This window comes from Lutimaribacter degradans (assembly GCF_023703375.1).
GTDB classification, from domain to species: Bacteria; Pseudomonadota; Alphaproteobacteria; order Rhodobacterales; family Rhodobacteraceae; genus Lutimaribacter; species Lutimaribacter degradans.
On record NZ_JAMQGO010000010.1, the window covers coordinates 78,769 to 99,496 of the forward strand.

A 20,728-nucleotide genomic window follows, 5' to 3' on the forward strand; every position below is an offset into this window, starting at 1 on the left:
ATCACCTCCATGTCTTCTTGCGCTTCCAGCGTTTTTCGCCGCGCGCGCCTTCGTCTGTGTGGCCAAGGTAGAAGCTCTTGATGTCTTCGCTTTCCTTCAGCCGGTCGGACGTGTCGTTCATCACGATCCGCCCCAGTTCCATGACGTAACCCTGGTCGGCCAGGTTCAGCGCGGCATTTGCGTTTTGCTCGACCAGCATCATGGTCACGCCCACGTCCTTGTTCAGCCGCTTGAGGATGCCGAAAATCTCCTGCACCAGCAGCGGCGACAGCCCCAGGCTGGGTTCATCAAGCAGCATGATTTCCGGGCTCAGCATCAAGCCGCGACCAATGGCCAGCATCTGCTGCTGACCGCCCGACAGCGTGCCGGCCTCCTGGTTGCGACGCTCTTTCAAAATCGGGAAATATTCGAACACCAGGTCGCGGTCACGCGCTATGGCCGCCTTGTCATTGCGGGTATAGGCGCCGAGGTTCAGGTTTTCCTCGACCGTCAGCAGGGGGAAAACTTCGCGTCCTTCGGGGACGTGCACGATGCCCGCCCGCACGACCTTATGCGGCTCCCATCCCTGGATCGGCTGCCCCTTGAAAAGGATTTCGCCCTTTTCCGGGTCCATGATGCCCGAGATTGTTTTCAAAAGGGTGGTCTTTCCCGCGCCATTCGCGCCCAGAACCGTGACGACCGAGCCCTTGTGCACCTCGAGGCTGACGCCGCGAATGGCCATGATCGGGCCGTAAAAGGTTTCGAGGTTGCGCACCTCCAGCAGGGGTTTGTCGCTCATGCCGCGTCCCCCGTGCCAAGGTAGGCCGATATCACGGCCGGGTGGTTCTGCACCTCTTCGGGCGTGCCTTCGGCCAGTTTCGCACCGTCGGCCAGCGCCAGCACGCGGTCGCAGACCTTGCTGACCAACCCCATGTCATGTTCGACCATCAAAACCGTTATCCCCATGTGGCGGCGGATGTCGTCGATCCACCAGCGCATGTTCTGCGTTTCCTCGACCGACAGGCCCGAGGCCGGTTCATCAAGCAACAACAAGCGTGGCTTCGAGGCCAGCGCGCGGCCCACCTCGACCACCTTGCGCACACCGTAGGGCAGGCCCGCGATGCGCTTGTTGCGGTAAGGCTGAAGATCAAGGAAGTCGATCACCTCTTCGACCGCCGCGCGGTGTTCGCGCTCTTCGCGGCGCACCGATGGCAGGTGAAGCATCTGCTCCACCAGATTGGTCTTGCGCAGACGGTGACGACCCACCAGCAGGTTGTCCAGAACGGTTGCCTGATCGAACAGTTCGATGTTCTGAAACGTGCGTGCGATGCCAAGGCTGGGCACCTCGTCGGGCGGCAGTTTCAGGAGATCCTGCCCGTCGAACGTGATCTTGCCTTCGAAGGGCGTGTAAAACCGAGAGATCAGGTTGAAAACCGTCGATTTGCCGGCACCGTTCGGCCCCACAAGGGCGAAGACCTCGCCCTCTTTCACGTCCATGCTCAGCTTGTTCACGGCTGTCAGGCCGCCGAATTTCAGGGTCACGTTCTCAAGCGTCAGAAGACTCATCTCAGCCGCTCCGTTTTCAGATAGGATTTCTGACGGCGGAACATGTCTTTCCGCGCGAAGGGGAAAAGCTCCAGGAAGGTGCGGATCTTGAGCCATCGGCCATAAAGACCCATCGGCTCGAACAGGATGAACAGGATCATGATCACCCCGAACACCGCCGTTTCCAGGCCGGGGATCGCCACGTTGCTGCCCATGCTGTCGCTCACGATCGACAGGAACTGCGGCAGGAAGGCGATGACGATTGCCCCCAGAAAGGCGCCGTGAATAAAGCCAAGCCCGCCCACGACGATCATCATCAGCAGTTGGATCGAGATGATGAAGGTGAAGGTCTCGTTATTGAAGATCTCGGAGAAAAGCCCCATCAGCGCGCCGCCCAGCCCCGTGATGCCGGCCGAAAGGCCGAAGGCCAGCGTCTTGGTGCGCGATATGTTCACGCCCATCGCCTGTGCCGAGATTTCGCTGTCGCGCACGGCCGCAAAGGCACGGCCCATCGGCGCGCGCAGCAGGTTGCGGTAGAACAGCGTCACGATCAGCACCACGACCAGCGCCATGTAGTACCACGCGACCGGGCTGGACCAACGGTTGATCTCCAGCCCGAAAACAATGATCGGCGGCGCGTTTTTCCCCCCGACGCCGCCTGTCCAGGGCTCAAGCATCACGATCAGGTCGTCTGTCAGGATCGCCAGCGCCAGCGTGGCAATCGCCAGGTAGACCCCGTGCAGTTTCAGCGCTGGAATGGCGATCAGCGCGCCGATGACGCCGGTGATGACCCCGCCCAGCGGAAACGCCAGGATGAAGGGCACGCCGGCCTCCATCAACAGCACACACGTGTAACAGCCCAGGGCCATGAAGGCCGAATGGCCCAGGCTGGCCTGGCCGGTCTGCCCGGTCAGCAGCATCAGGCCCAGCCCGCAGGTGGCCCAGATCAGCACGTTCGTCGCCTCGCCCAGGAAGAAGTCGTCGATCAGAAAGGGCAGGGCCACCATCAGCGCCAGCAGCGCGGTGTAAAGAAAGGCCTGCCAACCATCCTGGAACAGGCGAATGTCGTGATCGTAGCTGGTTTTGAAATGGATGCGCATGACCTCAGACCTTCTTGACGCGAACCTGCGCGAACAGGCCGTGGGGACGGAACAGAAGCACGCCGATCAGCAGCGCATAGGGAGCGATCTGGCTGTAGCCGGGCGGCAAGTACCGCGCTGCGAAGGGTTCGATGATCCCCACGATCAGCCCGCCCATCAGGGCGCCGGGCAGGCTGCCGAAACCGCCGATCACGGCTGCGGCGAAGGCCTTGATCCCGATGAAACCTGCGTTGGGGTCAATCGCGCCCTTTGATGCATACAGAATGCCCGCGACCGCCGCGACGATGCCCGCCAGCGCCCAGACAAGACCATGGATGCGCTTGACCGGGATGCCCATGTAATAGGCCGCCATCTGGTTCTGGCTGGCTGCCTGCATGGCCAGGCCAATCTTGGTGCGCTGAAAGAACTGCCACAGCAGCAGTGTCAGCACGAACGTGGTGATGATGATCGCCACATCGGCCATGCCCAGCACCAACTCTCCCATGCGCAGATCACCGAGCGCCAGCGGCGAATGCAGCGACAGCGGCTCGTGCCCCCAGATCAAGCCCGCGACGAACCGCAGGACGAACCCCAGTGAGATTGTCAGAATGATGACGGCCACCTGGTTCTGGCCGAACACGGCACGTAGCACGATCACGTCCAGCAGGTAGCCGAAGGTTCCCATGACAAGGAACACAAGTGGCAGCGCCAGCCAGAACGGGATGCCCATGAATTCAGGGTTGACGAAACCAAGCGTCACGAAGGCGCCCAGCATCATGAAATCGCCCTGCGCGAAATTGACGGCCTCGGTCGCCTTGTAGATGAGTACGAAACCCAGCGCGACAAGGCCATAGACACAGCCATTGGCCATGCCGCTGATGAGAAGCTGAAGAACTTCCACCACGATCCTCCCTATATGGTGCAGGCCGCGATCTCTTGACGCCCCGGTCCTGCCTGCGCCGACCCTCCCGCCGACGCGCGCCAGCCCTTGCAGGCTGGTGTGCTGATCCGGACATAATTTGCCACACGGGTCAACTATAAGTGTAAAGGTGACGTTGCGGAAGGTGCGACCGCTATGCGGAAATTCATGGGAATCGACTTGCGACGCAACGATAGTCTGGACGCGGCCGTCCCGGCTTTTGCATGGTGGCGCCAAGCTGCATCACGGGAGAGAAAGAATGACGCTTTTCACGCCAACGGCAAGCTGGGTCATGGACGAACACAGGATGTTCGCCGACGCGGCCAGCCGTGTCTATGCCGATGAACTGGTACCGAATATCGAGAAATGGAACGAACAGGGCCGGGTTGACCGCGCATTCTGGAAAGTCGCTGGCGACCAGGGGTTGATGGGCGGTTCCGTGCCCGAGGAATATGGCGGTGCAGGTGGCGGCATGGGGTTTGACGCCATCACGATATACGAGCAGGGCGCAGTGGGTGATAGCGGCTGGGGCTATTCGATCCAGTCGATCGTTCTGCATTACCTTCTGGCCTATGCCAGCGAAGAGCAAAAGCAACGCTGGGTTCCGGGGCTTGTGTCGGGCGAGCGCGTGGCGGCCATCGCGATGACCGAGCCGGGCACCGGATCCGACCTTCAGTCGGTCAAGACCACGGCCGAAAAGGATGGCAACCATTACCGTATCAACGGCTCGAAGACCTTCATCACGAACGGGCAGACCGCCGATCTGATCGTGGTGGTTGCCAAGACCGACAAGAACGCGGGCGCCAAGGGCGTTTCGCTTATCGTGATGGAATCCGAAGGCACCGAGGGCTTCCGCCGTGGGCGCAATCTGAAAAAACTGGGAATGAAGGCCAACGACACGTCCGAGTTGTTTTTTGAGGATGTAAAAGTGCCGCAGACCAACCTGCTGGGGGATGAAGAGGGGCAGGGGTTCTACCAGTTGATGCGGCAATTGCCGTGGGAGCGGCTGGCCATCGCGCTGACCGCTCAGGGCTGCATCGATTTCGCGTTGAAGGAAACCATCGCCTATGTGCAAGAGCGCAAGGCCTTCGGTCAGCGGGTAATGGATTTCCAGAACACGCGCTTCAAGCTGGCCGAGATGAAAACCAAGGCCGAGGTTCTGCGCGCTTTTGTCAACGATTGCATCGCCCGCGCCGAGGACGGCACGCTGGATGCCGCGACCGCGAGCATGGCCAAGTACTGGGGCAGCCAGACCCAGAACGAGGTGATGCATGAATGCCTGCAGCTATTCGGTGGCTATGGCTTCATGATGGAATACCCTATCGCTCGTCTTTACGCGGATGCGCGGGTGCAGATGATCTATGGCGGCACCAACGAGATCATGAAGGAACTGATCGCCCGCTCGATCGACGTTTGAACAGCGGCGCGGGCGCACTGCCCGCGCCGATCGTTTTGCGCTCACGCCAAAGCGGTGCATGCCAATCTGCGGCGGAATATTGCAGTCGCAAGATCCCGTTGTAGGGCTGAAATCGACCGCATACTTCAACCTTAAAATATTTGTCCTTGAAATAATTCTTGCCTGCGTTACCGTGTTACCAAGCATGGATTCGAGGAGGCGAGAGCATGAAGATCGCATGTCTTGGTGGTGGGCCCGCAGGCCTTTATTTCGCGATTTCTATGAAGCTGCGGCAGCCCGATGCCGAAATCACGGTGTTCGAACGCAACAAGGCGGATGATACGTTCGGTTGGGGTGTCGTGCTGTCTGACGACGCGCTGGACAACCTGCACCGGAACGATCCGAAAAGCGCCGAGGCGATCCGCGAGAATTTCGCCTACTGGGATGACATCGCCGTGGTGCATGACGGGCACCGCACGGTGTCGGGTGGGCATGGTTTCGCCGGTATCGGACGCATGAAGTTGCTTTTGCTGTTGCAAGAGCGCGCGCGTGAACTGGGCGTGGACCTGCAATTCGAAACCGATGTTGGCCCGGTCGAGGATTACTCGGAAAAATACGACATGGTCGTGGCCGCCGATGGTCTGAATTCGCGTGTGCGCGAAGCCTGGGCCGAGCATTTCAAGCCAGATATCGATACCCGTCTTTGCAAGTTCATCTGGCTGGGCACGCACCAGAAATTCGACGATGCCTTCACCTTCATCTTCGAAAAGACCGCTCATGGCTGGGTCTGGGCGCATGCCTACCAATTCGATGACAACACGGCGACGTTCATCGTCGAATGCACGCAGGAAACCTGGGACAAGTGGGGTTTCGAAGGCATGTCGAAAGAAGAGATCGTCGAGACCTGCCGCCAGATCTTTGCCGATCACCTTGACGGTCACGAGTTGATGTCGAACGCCAAGCATCTGCGTGGTTCGGCCGTCTGGATCAACTTCCCCCGCGTGAATTGCGAAAAGTGGCATCACAAGAATGTCGTGCTGATGGGCGATGCAGCGGCGACTGCGCATTTCTCCATTGGGTCGGGCTCGCGCCTGGCATTCGACAGCGCGATTGCCCTGGCCGAATTCGTGGATACCGAAGCGTCACTGAAGGACGCCTTTGCCAAGTACCAGGACGAGCGGCGGCTGGACGTGCTGCGCCTGCAATCGGCCGCACGCAACAGCCTTGAATGGTTCGAAGAGGTGGAGCGTTATCTCGATCTCGACCCGGTGCAGTTCAATTACTCGCTGCTGACGCGGTCGCAGCGGATTTCCCATGAAAACCTGCGCCTGCGCGACCCGGAATGGCTGGAATCGGCGGAAAAGTGGTTCCAGGTTCAGTCCGGTGTATCGGAAAACGCGCCCGTTCGGCCGCCGATGTTCGCTCCGTTCAAGTTGCGCGACATGGAGCTGAAGAACCGCGTCGTGGTAAGCCCCATGGCACAATACAAGGCTGTCGATGGCTGCCCGACGGATTGGCACCTTATCCATTACGGCGAACGGGCCAAGGGGGGTGCCGGCCTGGTTTACACCGAAATGACATGCGTCAGCCCCGAGGGCCGCATCACGCCGGGCTGTCCCGGGCTTTACACGCCCGAACATGAGGAAGCGTGGAAGCGCCTGACCGATTTCGTGCATGCCGAAACCGAGGCCAAGATTTGTTGCCAGATCGGACATTCGGGCCGCAAGGGCTCGACCCAGGTGGGGTGGGAAAAAATGGACGCGCCGTTGCCCGATGGAAATTGGGAACTGGTTTCGGCCTCACCTATCCCCTGGTCGCCGGAAAACGCTGTCCCGCGTGAGATCACCCGGGCCGAGATGGACATGGTGCGCGATCAATTCGTGGCATCCGCGGAAATGGCCAAGCGCGCTGGCTTCGACATGATCGAACTGCACGCGGCGCATGGTTACCTGCTGTCGTCCTTCATCAGCCCAAAGTCGAACATCCGGCAGGACGAGTACGGCGGCAGCCTGGAAAACCGGATGCGCTATCCACTTGAGGTGTTCCAGGCCATGCGCGCGGTCTGGCCCGAGGCCAAGCCTCTGGCGGTTCGCATCTCTGCCAATGACTGGGTTGGCGACGATGGCGTGACGCCCGACGAGGCGGTTGAAATCTCGCGCATGTTCTGGGAGGCGGGTGCCGATATTATCGACGTGTCGGCCGGCCAGACCAGCGTGGATGCCAAGCCCGTTTACGGACGCATGTTCCAGACGCCGTTCTCGGATCGCATCCGCAACGAGGCCGGCATTGCCACAATGGCGGTCGGCAACATCTACGAGGCCGACCACGCCAATTCCATCCTGATGGCGGGGCGGGCCGATCTCGTGGCGGTCGCGCGTCCGCACCTGGCCGACCCGTATTGGACGCTGCACGAAGGCGCCAAGATCGGTGATCGTCTGGCGGAATGGCCGCTGCCTTACCTGCCGGGCCGCGACCAGATGTGGCGTCTTGCAGACCGCGAGGCCGAGATGATGCAGGTGCGGGTCTGATGGAGTACCGGCACGTCATCATCACGGGTGGCGGCACCGGCGTTGGCGCCGAGATGGCCCAGACCTTTGCCCATGCGGGGGCCAAGGTCACCATCCTGGGGCGCCGCGAAGGGCCGTTGCGCGACGTGGCCAAGCAGCACAAGTTCATTGGCTGGGTCACCTGCGACGTGACCGATGGCGCGGCCGTGCGCGATGCCTTTCGCCAGGCGCGTGGGCTGAACGGTCCCGTCAACGTGATCGTGGCCAATGCCGGCGCCGCCGACAGCAAACCGTTCGAGGCGATGAACGCCGATGACCTTGATGCGATGTTGCAGGTGAACCTGAAGGGCGTGTTCCACAGTTTCCAGGCCGCGCTGCCCGACATGAAGGCCCAAGGCTGGGGGCGTATGATCGCGGTCGCGTCGACCGCCTCGCTCAAGGGGTACCCGTATGTTGCAGGCTATGTTGCGGCCAAGCACGGCGTTCTGGGGTTGGTGCGCGCTCTGGCTGTTGAACTGGGGCGCACCGGCGTGACTGTAAACGCGCTGTGCCCGGGCTTCATCGAGACGCCTTTGCTGGATCGATCGATTGCCAACATCGTCGAGAAAACCGGTATGAGCCAGGAAAAGGCGGCCAAGTCGCTGCGCGCGGGCAATCCGCAAGGCCGGTTCATCCAGACCGACGAAGTGGCCGGCGCGGCGCTTTGGTTGTGTTCGGAGGCAGCGCGTTCGGTCAACGGGCATGCGCTGGGCCTAACGGGGGGCGAGATATGAACGCCCCCGCCGAATCCACACGCAGCACGCCGCAATCCAAGGCGCGTCTCAGGCTTTGGTTGCGGCTGTTGGGCGTCACTCGGAAAATCGAGAACGAGCTGCGTGACAAGCTTCGGCGCGAGCATGACACCACGCTACCGCGGTTTGACGTCATGTCGGCGCTGCACCGTCATCCCGACGGGCTACGCATGTCCGAGCTGTCGGGCGTGTTGAAAGTATCGAACGGCAATGTCACCGGCATCGTCGACCGGCTGACCGAAGAGGGCCTGGTGGAACGCGTGGCCGTGCCAGGGGATCGGCGTGCGATGATGGCACGATTGACCGAACGTGGGCAGACCGTCTTTATCGGGCAGGCGGCCGAACACGAGGCATGGATCGACGGGCTATTTGCCGAAATGGATGCCGACGAAGCCCGGATATTTGCCAACCGGTTGGGTGAACTGGCCGAGCTTTTGGAGACTAGGGGAGAAACGCAATGAACGCGATGCGCACCGACGTGAAACATTTTCTGCTGACGATCGAGGACGGCATCGCCACGGTGCGGCTGGACCGGCCCGAACGAAAGAACCCGCTGACATTCGACAGCTATGCCGAGCTGCGCGACTGGTTCCGCGATCTGCACTATGCCGATGATGTGAAGGCCGTGGTGTTCGCATCGAATGGCGGAAATTTCAGCTCGGGCGGGGACGTGCATGACATCATCGGGCCCCTGACGCGCATGAACATGAAGGAACTGCTGGCATTCACCCGGATGACCGGGGACCTGGTCAAGGCCATCGTGAATTGCGGCAAGCCCGTGATCGCCGCGATAGACGGGATTTGCGTAGGGGCCGGTGCGATCATTGCCATGGCCAGTGATCTGCGTATGGGCACGGCCGACGCCAAGACGGCCTTTCTGTTCACCCGTGTCGGTCTTGCCGGTTGTGACATGGGGGCCTGCGCCATCCTGCCGCGGATCATCGGGCAGGGCCGCGCGGCCGAGCTTCTTTACACGGGCCGCGTCATGACCGCCGACGAGGGCGAGCGCTGGGGCTTTTTCAACCGGTTGGTCGATGCCGAGACCCTGGAAGCCGAGGCGCTTGCCCTGGCCGGGAAAATTGCCGACGGTCCAAATTTCGGCCACATGATGACCAAGACGATGCTGGCGCAAGAATGGTCGATGTCGATCGAACAGGCCATCGAGGCCGAGGCCCAGGCGCAGGCGATCTGCATGCAGACGGGCGATTTCGAGCGCGCCTATAACGCCTTCGTCAAAAAGGAAAAGCCGGTTTTCGAAGGAGACTGACAGCGGCGCGGACCGAAAAACCGGAGGCGGTTTTTCACAAAATTCGTGAACGAATTTTTATCTCTGGCGAAGATATTTTTGGAGAGAGGAAACAGGGGGCACAATGGCGGACAAGACTTTCCTGACATGGCCGTTTTTCGATGAGCGGCATCGGGCTTTGTCAGATGACCTTGAGGCGTGGTGTGCCGGGCATCTGGGGCAGATCGACCATTCCGATACCGACGCGGCCTGCCGGGCGCTGGTGGCCGGGCTGGGCGAGGCCGGGTTTCTTCGTCATTCTGCCGTCGATCCGACGGGCAGCACCGGGTTGGATGTGCGTTCGCTTTGCCTGATCAGGGAAACGCTGGCCCGCCATGACGGGTTGGCGGATTTCGCCTTTGCCATGCAGGGCCTGGGCACCGGTGCGATTTCGCTTTTCGGAACCGAGGAGCAGAAAAGCCGCTGGCTGACCCAGACGCGTGCCGGCGCCGCGATTTCGGCCTTTGCCCTGACCGAGCCGCAATCCGGGTCGGACGTTGCCGCCTCGACCCTCACGGCCGAGGAAGACGGCGATGATTTCATACTCAACGGCGAGAAGACCTGGATTTCAAACGGTGGCATCGCGGATGTTTACACGCTATTCGCGCGCACCGGCGAAGGGCCGGGGGCCAAGGGGCTGTCGGCGTTCATCGTGCCCGCCGGGTTGCCCGGTTTCGAAGTGGTCGAGCGGCTAGAGGTGATCGCGCCTCACCCGCTGGGCCGGTTGCGTTTCACCGATTGCCGTATCCCCAAGGACGCCTTGCTGGGCGCGCGCGGGCAGGGTTTCAAGATCGCGATGTCGGTGCTGGACGTGTTCCGTTCAACCGTGGCGGCGGCGGCGCTGGGCTTTGCTCGCCGGGCGTTGGACGAGGCGCTGACGCGGGTGACCGAACGCGAGGTTCAGGGCGCGCCGCTGTTCGACTTGCAGATGGTGCAAGGGCATATCGCCGACATGGCGCTGGATGTGGATGCCGCGGCCCTGCTGGTATACCGCGCCGCCTGGACCAAGGATTCCGGCGCCCCGCGCGTGACGCGCGAGGCGGCAATGGCCAAGCTTTTTGCAACCGACCAGGCGCAGCAGGTAATCGACCGGGCGGTGCAATTGCATGGCGGCGACGGCGTGCGCAAGGGCCAGAAGGTGGAAGAGCTGTACCGCGATATCCGGGCTCTGCGCATTTACGAAGGTGCATCTGACGTGCAGCGAGTCGTCATCGCGCGGCAGGCGTTGGGAATGCATAAGGGAGGCTGACATGCTGGGACCGAGCGCACATACAGATACGTTCACGCGGGATAACCTGCCGCCCGAGGACCAGTGGCCGGACCTTTTGCTGGAGGGCTTTGATTATCCCGAGCAGTTGAACATCGGGGTCGAACTGACCGATGCGATGGTGGAAAGGGGTTTTGGTGACAGCACCGCGCTGATCGGCAATGGCCGGCGGCGCACCTACAAGGAACTCGCCGACTGGACCAACCGCCTGGCCCATGCGCTGGTGGATGACCTTAAGGTAAAGCCGGGCAACCGAGTGTTGATCCGCTCGGCCAACAACCCGGCGATGGTGGCGGCCTGGCTTGCCGTGACCAAGGCGGGTGGCGTGGCGGTAAACACCATGCCCATGCTGCGTGCGGGTGAACTTGCCAAGATCGTCGACAAGGCCGAGATCACCCATGCGCTGTGCGACACGCGGCTGATGGACGAGATGACGGCCTGCGCCAAGACCTCGGATTTCCTGAAAACGGTGGTGGGTTTCGATGGCACATCGAACCACGATGCCGAATTGGACCGCCTGGCGCTGGAAAAGCCCGTGCAGTTTGACGCCGTGCGCACGGGCCGCGATGACGTGGCGCTTCTGGGTTTTACCAGCGGCACGACCGGGGCGCCCAAGGCCACGATGCATTTCCATCGTGACATTCTGATCATCGCCGATGGCTATGCGCGCGAGGTGCTGAACGTGCAGCCCGATGATGTTTTCGTGGGCTCGCCGCCGCTGGCCTTCACCTTCGGGCTGGGCGGGCTTGCCGTGTTTCCGTTGCGTTTCGGCGCGGCGGCGGCCTTGCTTGAAAATGCCTCGCCGCCCAACCTGATCGAGATTATCCAGAAATACCGTGCCACGGTCTGTTTCACGGCGCCCACCGCGTATCGTGCGATGATGGCGGCGATGGACGATGGGGCGGATCTGACGTCTTTGCGCGCGGCCGTGAGCGCAGGTGAGACATTGCCCGCCCCGGTGTACGAGGAATGGATTGAAAAGACCGGCAAGCCGATACTTGACGGGATCGGCGCGACCGAGATGTTGCACATATTCGTCACCAACCGTTTCGACGATCACCGGCCAGCCTGCACCGGAAAGCCGGTCACGGGATACCAGGCAAGGGTGATCGGCGAGGACGGGCAAGAAGTGCCGCGCGGGCAGGTGGGCCGTTTGGCTGTTCGGGGTCCGACCGGATGCCGTTACCTGGCGGATTCCCGACAGGCCGATTACGTGCAGGATGGCTGGAACGTCACGGGTGATGCGTTTTCGATGGACGATGACGGCCATCTGCATTTTGCCGCGCGCAACGACGACATGATTGTCACTTCGGGCTACAACATCGCCGGCCCCGAGGTCGAGGCCGCCTTGCTGGCCCATTCGGACGTGGCGGAATGCGCGGTGGTGGGGGTGCCCGATGCGGCGCGCGGGCAGATCGTGCAGGCGCATGTTGTTTTGCGCGATACGGCGCAGGCATGCGATGCGATGGCAAAACTGCTGCAGGATCACGTCAAGGCGACGATTGCCCCTTACAAATATCCTCGTTCGGTGGTCTTTACCGATGCGCTGCCAAAAACCGAGAGCGGCAAGATCCAGAGGTTCCGCCTGAAAGAGGAGTGACATCATGCGCGCCACATTCGTACAACTGCGTTGCAAGCCCGGCCAGACCTACAAGGTGGCCGAGCAGATCATGCTCAAGGAACTGCATTCCGAGCTTTATTCGACCAGCGGTGATTGGGACCTGTTGATCAAGCTGTATATCCCCGAGGATCAGGATATCGGCAAGTTCATCAACGAAATGCTGGTAGATGTGGCCGGGGTTGAGCGCAGCCTGACCACGCTGACCTTCAAGGCGTTCTGAGCAGTCGAATGGCGTTTACATACAGACAAGAGGTGATGTTTCGGCATTGCGACCCGGCCCGGATCGTTTTCTATCCGCGCTATTTCGAGATGCTGAACGACGTGGTCGAGTCCTTGTTTGCCACGATCCCCGGGCACACGTTCGCCGATATGCATGCCGACCGGGCCGTGCCTACCGCTCGGATCGAGACCGAGTTCCTGGCCCCGAGCCGTCTTGGTGACGTGCTGGAGTTCACCTTGTCATTTCCGCGTGTTGGACGCAGCAGCCTTCACACGCGTTTCGTGGCCCGTTGCGGCGAAGAAATTCGGCTGCGTGCCTCGTCTGTCATCGTGCATGTCGGCACGGGGTTGCGCCCTGCGCCCTGGCCCGACGATGCCCGCGCTGCCCTGGTGGCCCATCTTGAGGAGACATGAAAATGACCAATCGCATCATACACCCCGAAGGCTGGGCACCCGCCAAGGGCTATGCCAACGGTGTTCTGACCGAGGATGGCACGCTTTACGTTGGCGGGCAGATCGGCTGGACGGCCGAACAGAAATTCGAGGCGCATGACTTCATCGGCCAGATGGAGCAGGCGCTCAAAAACATCGTCGCCGTGATCGAAGCGGCGGGCGGTGGCCCCGAGCACCTTGTACGGCTGACATGGTACGTGACCGACAAGCAAGATTACCTGGCCCATCAGTCCGAGATCGGCAAGGTTTACCGCAACGTGCTGGGGCGGAACTTTCCGGCGATGACGATGGTTGTCGTTCAGGCGCTGGTGGAGGATGAGGCGCTGCTGGAGATCGAGGCGACGGCCAAGATCCCGCAGGGCTAAGTATTTCGCAGGAATCGCGTGCCCGTGGCACAGGCACGGCGCGCGGGCGGCACCGTTGACCGGGCGCAAACGCCCCGCGCTGCTGTTGGGTGTTCCAGACAGGTGTTTGCGGGCAAGGTGAAGGGGCAGGGTGGTTCCGCTTGACGCTGTGGGCCGCTTGTCAGACTGTCCGCGCCATGACCGAAACTTCCCGCGCGTTGCGCCCCGTTACCGAAATACCCGACATGCGTATAACCTTGTCCGATGGCTGCCAGCTGTCGGCGCGTGTCTGGATGCCCGAGGATGCCGCCAGCGACCCGGTTCCGGCGATCCTCGAATACTTGCCCTACCGCAAGCGTGACGGCACAACCGCGCGCGACGCGTTAACCCATCCCTGGTTCGCGGCGCGTGGGTATGCCTGTATTCGCGTCGACATTCGCGGCAATGGCGACAGTGATGGCCTGATGTCGGACGAGTATAGCGAGCAAGAGCTATCCGACGCCGTCGAGGTGATTGAGTGGCTGGCCGCCCAACCCTGGTGCGCGGGCACGGTCGGCATGATGGGCATCAGTTGGGGCGGGTTCAACGGCCTGCAGGTGGCCTATCGCCAGCCCGAGCCGCTGAAGGCGGTGATTACCCTGTGCTCGACGGTCGATCGTTTCGCTGATGACATCCATTACAAGGGCGGCTGCCTGCTGAACGAGAATTTCGCTTGGTCCTCGGTCATGTGGTCCTACTCGTCGCGCCCATCCGATCCGGCGCTGCGCCCTGACTGGCGCGAGATATGGCTGAAGCGGATTGAGAACGAGCCGTTCCTGATCTCGACCTGGCTGCGCCATCAACGGCGCGATGCCTATTGGCGGCATGGCTCGATCTGCGAGGATTACAGCCGTATCAAGGCCAAGGTGCTGGCGATCAGCGGTTGGGGCGACGGATATCTGAACACGGTCGCGCACATTGTAAACAACATACCCGGCGCCAAGGGGATCAATGGCCCATGGGTACACAAATATCCGCATTTCGCCGTGCCCGGCCCCCGCATCGGGTTTCTGCAAGAGGCGTTGCGCTGGTGGGACAGGTGGCTCAAGGATATTGATACCGGCGTCGAGGGCGACCCGGCCTATCGGCATTACCTGATGGATTCCGTGCCGCCCCGTCGCCGCTATGATCACCGGCCGGGGCTGTGGCTTGCGGATGACACGCTTGATTGGGCCACGGAAACCTGGCCATTGGCGCCAGGTCGCTTGGGTGGCAAGGCCGAGCCATTGCAGGCGCGTGTTGCCTCGCCCCAGCATTGCGGGCTTGAAGGCGGCGAATATTACGGCGGTTCGGACGGGCCGGAATGGCCTGGCGACCAGCGCGTGGATGACGCCTTGTCGGCCTGTTTTGACAGCACGCCCTTGCAGGACGCCGCAGATATCGTTGGCGCGCCGCTGGTGCGCTTGCGCGTTTCCGCTGATCGCCCCTGGGCACAACTGGCGGTGCGGCTGTGTGACGTGGCGCCCGATGGCAGCAGCCAGCGGATCACCTGGGGCATGTTGAACCTGACCCATCGCAATGGTCATGACGCGCCGGAACCGTTGGTGCCGGGCCAGTCGGTCGATGTGGCAGTGCGGCTTGACCACATCGCCTACCGGGTGCCCGCAGGGCACCGGCTGCGCCTTGCAATCAGCACCGCCTATTGGCCGATGGTCTGGCCCATGCCTGCCGCCGCCGAGGTGACAGTGCACGAAGGCGCGCTGGACGTGGCGGTGCGCCCCACCGCCCAGGGTGACGAGTGGCGGTTTCCGCCGCCCGATGCTGCGCCGCCGCAAGAGGTTGAAGAGCTTCGCCCAGCCGTCGAGCGCAAGGAGGTAACCACCGACATGGTCAGTGGCACGATCACCCAGTATGTCGAGCGTGACGAAGGCAAGCAGCGCGACGTGGCGCACGGGCTGATATCTGGCAGTGTGGCGCGCGAATGGTGGACGATTCACCCCGATGACCCGCTAACTGCGCGTGCCCGCACCCATTGGACCGAGGAGGTCGAACGCGACGATATTCGCACCCGCACCGAAACCTTTGCCGAAATGTGGTCGGACGCGACGCATTTCCATATGTCAGGTCGGCTTGAGGCCTATGAAAACGACAAGTTGGTGTATGCACGGAATGTGACTGACAAGGTTTCGCGTGACCACATGTAACCGATAGATGTCGCGCATAGACGCTTCATGTCGCAAAAAGAAAATTTTTGCTTGAAGCGATGGGCGCAATCGGCATTCTTGACTCGAGAGTCAACAAACGGTGCGGCATCCTTTCCGACACCGGAAACAGGGGGAATTTCGAATGAAAGACCAGATCGACTATCTCAAGGTGCGTGCTGCGCTGGGCAAGATCACGCGCCGCGAGTTCATGGGTCGCATGGGGGCGCTTGGCGTCTCGGCAGCGCTGGCCAACACGATGCTGGCAGACGCGGTGCACGCGGCCGGACCTCAGAAGGGCGGAACCATGCGGGTCGGCATCCAGGGCGGCGCATCTTCCGACAGCCTTGACCCGGCGCTTGCGGCCAATTCGGTTTCGACCCAGGTCAACCGTCTGTGGGGCGAGCCGCTTGTCGAGCTTGCGCCGGAAAGTGGCGTCGAGGGCAAGGTTGCCGAAAGCTTCAGCTCGTCGCCCGATGCGCGGATTTGGACTTTCAAGATCCGTCAGGGAATCACTTTTTCGAACGGCAAGACCGTCACCGCCGACGACGTGGTTGCCACGATCGAGCGCCACTCCGGCGAAGAAACCAAGTCGGGCGCGCTGGGCCTTCTGCGCAACATCCAGAATGTGAGCGCCGATGGCGACAGCGTCGTGATCGAGTTGGACGGCCCGAATGCCGACTTGCCGTATTACATGGCTGACTACCACCTGATGATCCAGCCGAACGGCGGCAAGGACGATCCGACCGCGGCCATCGGCACCGGCCCCTATATCCTGAAAGAAGTGGATATGGGCGTGCGCTTTATCGCCGAGAAGAACCCCAATTACTGGGGTGATCTGGGCCACGCCGACACCATCGAGGTGCTGGTAATCAACGACAACACCGCGCGTGTCGCGGCGTTGCAGTCTGGCCAGGTGGATATGATCGACCGCGTGCCGCCGCGCACCGCCGGGCTGATCGAGCGCGCGCCGAATATCACCGTGCGCACGACATCGGGACCGGGGCATTACGTGTTCATCATGCACTGCGACACCGCCCCGTTCGACAATAACGATCTGCGCCTTGCGCTGAAATACGGCATGAACCGGCAGGAAATGGTCGACAAGATCCTGTTCGGCTACGGCTCGGTCGGGAACGACACGCCGATCAATGCGTCCTACCCGCTGTATTCGGAAATCGAGCAGCGCGAATATGACCCCGACAAGGCCAAGTTCCACCTGGACAAATCGGGCTTTGACGGCACGGTTTTGTTGCGCACTTCCGACAACTCGTTCCCCGGGGCACCGGACGCGTCTGCGTTGTTCCAGCAAAGCTGCGCGGCGGCTGGCATCAATGTCGAGATCAAGCGCGAGCCGAACGATGGGTACTGGTCCGAGGTCTGGAACAAGCAGCCCTTCTGCACCAGCTACTGGAGCGGTCGTCCGACGCAGGACCAGATGTATGCCACCGCCTACCTGTCGACCGCCGACTGGAACGACACGCGTTTCAACAACGAGAAGTTCGACCAGCTTCTGGTCGCCGCCCGTGCAGAACTGGACGAAGCAAAGCGCACGCAGATGTATGCCGACATGGGCACGATCGTGCATAACGAAGGCGGGCTGATCTGCCCGATGTTCAACGACTTCGTCGAAGCCACCAGCGACCGTATCGCTGGCTGGGTGCCGGGGCAAAAAGGGTTCGGCTTGATGAACTTCTATGCCGCCATGAAGATGTGGGTCGCGGCCTGATATGCCCCTGCTGGCAAAATTGCTGGTCCAGCGCATCGCGCTGGGCCTGCTTCTTCTTTTCCTTGTCTCGATCCTGATCTTCGTTGGCACGATTGTCCTGCCCGGCGACGTGGCGCAATCCATCCTTGGTCAGTCGGCCACGCCCGAGGCTTTGGCAAACCTGCGCGCCGAACTGGGGGTGAACGATCCGCCCGTGGCGCGCTATTTCGCGTGGCTGGGCGGCGTACTGACGGGCGACCTGGGCACCGCGCTGACCAGCGGGCTGGATATCGCGGAAAGCCTGGCCTCGCGTCTGCGCAACACGTTGTTCCTGGCGTTCTGGGCGGCGGTAATCGCCGTGCCGCTGGCGATTTTCCTTGGCCTGCTGGCCGTGCGCTATCGCGAACGCTGGCCTGACAAGCTGATTTCGGCGGTCACGTTGGCGTCCATCTCGGTGCCGGAGTTCCTGATCGGATATGTCCTGATGTTCTTTGTCGGGGTAAAGCTGGGGCTGTTCCCATCTACGGCGGTTTCGTTTCGCGCCGATGCCAGCCTGGACGACAAGCTCGAGTCGATTGCCCTGCCCATTGCCGTTCTGACCCTGGTGGTGCTGGCACACATGATGCGGATGACGCGCGCCGCCATCCTGAACGTGATGCAATCGGCCTATATCGAGACGGCCGAGTTGAAGGGCCTGAGGATGTTCACGATCATCAGGAAACACGCGCTTCCAAACTCGATCGCGCCCATCGTCAACGTGGTGATGCTGAACCTGGCCTACCTGGTGGTAGGCGTGGTCGTGGTCGAGGTGGTGTTCGTTTACCCCGGAATGGGCCAGTACCTGGTCGACCACGTTTCAAAGCGTGACGTGCCCGTGGTGCAGGCCTGTGGCATGGTTTTTGCCACCGTCTATATCGGGCTGAACATGGTGGCCGATATCGTGTCGATACTGGCGAACCCGCGGTTGAGGCACCCAAAATGAAGAATATCACCTTTGCCGCGGGCATCGGCCTGTTTTTCACCAGTCTCTATTTCCTGATGGCCATCCTGGCGCCGCTGATCGCACCTTACGGCATGGCCGAGGTTGTCGGCGGCGTATGGGAGCCGCCCAGCCCCGAGCACCTGATGGGTACCGACAATATCGGCCGCGATCTGCTGACGCGGATGATCTATGGCGGGCGCACCACGATCTTCATCGCCACGGCGGCCACCATCCTCAGCTTCACCACCGGCACGGTGTTCGGCCTGCTGGCCGCCGTGATGGGGGGGTGGGTCGACCAATTGATGAGCCGCTTTGTCGACCTGCTTATGTCGATCCCGTCGCTGATATTCGCCTTGGTGGTTCTGTCGGTGATGCCGGTGACCATCCCTGTGCTGATCGTGGTGATGGGCTTGCTCGATTCCACGCGGGTCTATCGCCTTGCGCGTGCCGTGGCCGTTGATATCAACGTCATGGATTTCGTCGAAGCCGCCAGGCTGCGCGGCGAGGGGCGGGTCTGGATCATATTTCGTGAAATCCTGCCCAATGCGCTGTCGCCTCTGGTGGCCGAAATGGGCCTGCGGTTCATCTTTGCCGTGCTATTCGTATCCACCCTTTCCTTCCTTGGCCTGGGTGTGCAGCCACCCGCCGCCGACTGGGGCGGGATCGTCAAGGAGAACTCGGATGGTATCGTTTATGGTATCGGGGCCGCGCTGTGGCCCGCCGTGGCCATCGCTACCCTGGCGATCAGCGTGAACCTTGTGGCCGATTGGGTGCTGAACCGTACCACCAGCCTGAAAGGAGGTCGGGGATGAGCGATGACACGCTGCTGAAGGTGCGCGGGCTCAAGATCGGGGCCACCGTCTATCCGCCGGGTGAGCGACCCCATGACATCGAGATCGTGCATGGTGTCGATTTCGACCTGGAGCGTGGCAAGGTTCTGGGGCTGATCGGCGAATCCGGTGCCGGCAAGTCGACCATTGGCCTGGCAAGCATGGGCTATGGCCGGGGCGGCGTGAATATCACCGGAGGCGAAGTCTGGGTGAACGGGCGCGACATCCTGAAATCGAGCCTGTCCGACCTGCGCGCCTTGCGCGGGGGCGAGGTGACCTATGTCAGCCAGTCGGCGGCGGCCAGTTTCAACCCCGCACGGCCGATCATGGAACAGGTGACCGAGGCCGCGATCCTTCATGGCAAGTTCTCGACGAACGAGGCCGAAGCCCGCGCCGTGGCCCTGTTTCGCAAGCTTGGGCTGCCCGACCCCGAGTCCATCGGCAACCGGTATCCGCACCAGGTGTCTGGCGGACAGTTGCAGCGCTGCATGACGGCGCTTGCGTTGTGCCCCGAACCTGACCTGGTCGTGTTTGATGAACCCACCACCGCGTTGGACGTGACCACGCAGATCGACGTGCTCATGGCCATAAAGGAGGCGATCCGCGATACCGGCGTTGCTGCCATCTACATCACCCATGACCTGGCCGTGGTGGCGCAGGTCAGCGATGATATCATGGTGCTGAAACTGGGCGACATGATCGAATACGGCAGCGCCGACCAGATCATCAACGAACCGCGGGAAGACTATACCAAGGCGCTGGTTTCGGTCAGGTCGATCCGGCACGAGGAAAAATCGCCCACCGGCACGCCCCTTATGTCGGTCGAAAACGTGACGGCGCGTTACAAGGGCACGAAGTTCGATGTGCTCAAGGATGTCAGCGTTGACCTCTACCCCGGTCAGACTCTGGCGGTTGTGGGTGAAAGCGGATCGGGGAAGTCGACGCTGGCGCGGGTAATCACCGGCCTTTTGCCCCCGCGCGAGGGGAAGGTCAGTTTTGACGGGCGCGACTTGACGCCCGACCTGCCATCTCGCCCGCGTGACGATCTGCGCGAGTTGCAGATGATCTACCAGATGGCCGATGTCGCGATGAACCCGCGCCAGACCGTGGGCACCATCATTGGCCGACCGCTGGAATTCTATTTCGGCCTGAAAGGCCAAGAGAAGCGGCGCCGTATCCAGGAATTGCTGGACGAGATCGAGATGGGCGAGGGTTTCATCGACCGCTACCCGGCCGAACTGTCGGGTGGGCAGAAACAGCGTGTCTGCATCGCGCGGGCGCTGGCGGCCAAGCCAAGGCTGATCATCTGCGACGAGGTGACAAGCGCGCTTGACCCGTTGGTTGCCGACGGGATCCTGAAGCTGTTGTTGAACCTGCAAAAGGTCGAGGACGTGGCATACCTGTTCATAACCCACGACCTGGCCACGGTGCGCGCCATCGCCGACAGCATCGCCGTGATGTACCAGGGCAAGGTCGTCCGTTACGGCACGAAGTCGGAGGTTCTCAATCCGCCTTTCGACGATTATACCGACCTGCTGCTCAACTCGGTGCCCGAGATGCGCCTGGGCTGGTTGGAAGACGTAATTGCCAATCGCAAGATGGAAAGCGCCGGCAACTAGAAAC

19 protein-coding genes are annotated in these 20,728 nt (G+C 61.6%); 15 read left to right on the forward strand and 4 right to left on the reverse strand.

Features of this window, described 5'->3' with window-relative positions; genetic code table 11:
• Nucleotide 1: 1 nt before the first annotated feature.
• From M8744_RS14045 to M8744_RS14060, 4 genes are read right to left on the reverse strand one after another with little or no spacing between them, the layout of a single operon-like run.
• Nucleotides 2–778: an ABC transporter ATP-binding protein gene (locus tag M8744_RS14045; RefSeq protein WP_251418852.1), complete on the reverse strand. Its 777-nt coding sequence runs from the start codon at nt 776–778 to the stop codon at nt 2–4.
• Entirely contained in the window at nt 775–1,545 is a 771-nt protein-coding gene (locus tag M8744_RS14050; protein ID WP_251418853.1) for an ABC transporter ATP-binding protein, read from the reverse strand. The genes M8744_RS14045 and M8744_RS14050 overlap by 4 nt, the downstream gene beginning before the upstream one ends.
• Entirely contained in the window at nt 1,542–2,624 is a 1,083-nt protein-coding gene (locus M8744_RS14055; RefSeq protein WP_251418855.1) for a branched-chain amino acid ABC transporter permease, read from the reverse strand. The genes M8744_RS14050 and M8744_RS14055 overlap by 4 nt, the downstream gene beginning before the upstream one ends.
• A 4-nt stretch (nt 2,625–2,628) precedes the next feature.
• Entirely contained in the window at nt 2,629–3,504 is an 876-nt protein-coding gene (locus tag M8744_RS14060; protein ID WP_251418857.1) for a branched-chain amino acid ABC transporter permease, read from the reverse strand.
• Nucleotides 3,505–3,781: 277 nt separating this feature from the next.
• Here M8744_RS14060 and M8744_RS14065 point away from each other — a divergent pair, with 277 nt between their 5' ends.
• The 15 genes from M8744_RS14065 (at nt 3,782) to M8744_RS14135 (ending at nt 20,724) form a co-directional block, all read left to right on the forward strand.
• Nucleotides 3,782–4,939 (forward strand): acyl-CoA dehydrogenase family protein, encoded by a 1,158-nt coding sequence (locus M8744_RS14065; RefSeq protein ID WP_251418859.1) that lies wholly within the window; start codon nt 3,782–3,784, stop codon nt 4,937–4,939.
• Nucleotides 4,940–5,145: 206 nt separating this feature from the next.
• A complete protein-coding gene (locus M8744_RS14070; protein ID WP_251418861.1) occupies nt 5,146–7,446 on the forward strand; it encodes a bifunctional salicylyl-CoA 5-hydroxylase/oxidoreductase in 2,301 nt (766 codons plus the stop codon).
• Nucleotides 7,446–8,198, forward strand: a complete 753-nt coding sequence (locus M8744_RS14075; protein WP_251418863.1) for an SDR family NAD(P)-dependent oxidoreductase — start codon at nt 7,446–7,448, stop codon at nt 8,196–8,198. Before M8744_RS14070 ends, M8744_RS14075 begins: the two co-directional genes overlap by 1 nt.
• Entirely contained in the window at nt 8,195–8,677 is a 483-nt protein-coding gene (locus tag M8744_RS14080) for a MarR family winged helix-turn-helix transcriptional regulator (protein ID WP_251418865.1), read from the forward strand. Before M8744_RS14075 ends, M8744_RS14080 begins: the two co-directional genes overlap by 4 nt.
• Nucleotides 8,678–8,682: 5 nt before the next feature.
• Nucleotides 8,683–9,483: an enoyl-CoA hydratase family protein gene (locus M8744_RS14085; protein WP_251418943.1), complete on the forward strand. Its 801-nt coding sequence runs from the start codon at nt 8,683–8,685 to the stop codon at nt 9,481–9,483.
• A 103-nt stretch (nt 9,484–9,586) separates the two neighbouring features.
• Nucleotides 9,587–10,750, forward strand: a complete 1,164-nt coding sequence (locus tag M8744_RS14090; RefSeq protein WP_251418867.1) for an acyl-CoA dehydrogenase family protein — start codon at nt 9,587–9,589, stop codon at nt 10,748–10,750.
• A gap of 1 nt (nt 10,751) precedes the next feature.
• Nucleotides 10,752–12,368: an AMP-binding protein gene (locus M8744_RS14095; RefSeq protein ID WP_251418869.1), complete on the forward strand. Its 1,617-nt coding sequence runs from the start codon at nt 10,752–10,754 to the stop codon at nt 12,366–12,368.
• A gap of 4 nt (nt 12,369–12,372) precedes the next feature.
• The gene (locus tag M8744_RS14100; protein WP_090029421.1) at nt 12,373–12,609 is read left to right on the forward strand and encodes an Lrp/AsnC ligand binding domain-containing protein; all 237 of its coding nucleotides are present in this window, start codon (nt 12,373–12,375) and stop codon (nt 12,607–12,609) included.
• An 8-nt stretch (nt 12,610–12,617) separates the two neighbouring features.
• The gene (locus tag M8744_RS14105; RefSeq protein ID WP_251418871.1) at nt 12,618–13,022 is read left to right on the forward strand and encodes an acyl-CoA thioesterase; all 405 of its coding nucleotides are present in this window, start codon (nt 12,618–12,620) and stop codon (nt 13,020–13,022) included.
• Nucleotides 13,023–13,024: 2 nt separating this feature from the next.
• On the forward strand, nt 13,025–13,426 hold the full coding sequence (locus tag M8744_RS14110; RefSeq protein ID WP_251418873.1) for a RidA family protein: 402 nt from the start codon (nt 13,025–13,027) through the stop codon (nt 13,424–13,426).
• A gap of 176 nt (nt 13,427–13,602) precedes the next feature.
• Entirely contained in the window at nt 13,603–15,588 is a 1,986-nt protein-coding gene (locus tag M8744_RS14115; protein WP_251418875.1) for a CocE/NonD family hydrolase, read from the forward strand.
• Nucleotides 15,589–15,730: 142 nt separating this feature from the next.
• Nucleotides 15,731–17,314 carry an ABC transporter substrate-binding protein gene (locus M8744_RS14120; protein ID WP_251418877.1) on the forward strand — a complete coding sequence of 528 codons (1,584 nt, stop codon included), beginning with the start codon at nt 15,731–15,733 and terminating at the stop codon, nt 17,312–17,314.
• A gap of 1 nt (nt 17,315) precedes the next feature.
• A complete protein-coding gene (locus M8744_RS14125) occupies nt 17,316–18,275 on the forward strand; it encodes an ABC transporter permease (protein ID WP_251418879.1) in 960 nt (319 codons plus the stop codon).
• A complete protein-coding gene (locus tag M8744_RS14130; RefSeq protein ID WP_251418882.1) occupies nt 18,272–19,087 on the forward strand; it encodes an ABC transporter permease in 816 nt (271 codons plus the stop codon). Before M8744_RS14125 ends, M8744_RS14130 begins: the two co-directional genes overlap by 4 nt.
• Complete coding sequence (locus M8744_RS14135; protein WP_251418883.1) at nt 19,084–20,724, forward strand: ABC transporter ATP-binding protein; 1,641 nt, start codon at nt 19,084–19,086, stop codon at nt 20,722–20,724. The genes M8744_RS14130 and M8744_RS14135 overlap by 4 nt, the downstream gene beginning before the upstream one ends.
• Nucleotides 20,725–20,728: the final 4 nt, after the last annotated feature.